Raw genomic sequence first — 277 nt, forward strand, 5'->3', positions numbered from 1 at the left:
GGTCGGTGCGCGGAATGAGTTGTTCACCGTGGCGCGCAAGCCTACTTGCGGGGTGAAGTCATAACGCGCCGAAAGCTTGCCGGTGGTGGCCGAGCCGAAGTCCGAGTAGTGCTCGGTCCGCCCGGCGATGCCTACCTGGAATTTGTCGGTGAGCTGATGCTCAAGGCCGAAATACACGCCGCCCACATCACGCTTGTAGGTGCCGGCGTCGTCCGGTGTCAGGCCAGAGGCTTGTACCGCCCCCACCTGCACGCCGTTGATGCCGCCAAACGAGTAG

General features: G+C 63.5%; 1 protein-coding gene. It reads right to left on the bottom strand.

The annotated features are described in order from the left end of the window. The coding region (locus tag SB756_RS29700; RefSeq protein ID WP_410913149.1) for a TonB-dependent receptor domain-containing protein at nt 1-277 on the bottom strand (277 nt) is incomplete at both ends.

It is taken from the genome of Pseudomonas sp. SIMBA_068, from assembly GCF_046534705.1.
Classification (GTDB): Bacteria; Pseudomonadota; Gammaproteobacteria; order Pseudomonadales; family Pseudomonadaceae; genus Aquipseudomonas; species Aquipseudomonas putida.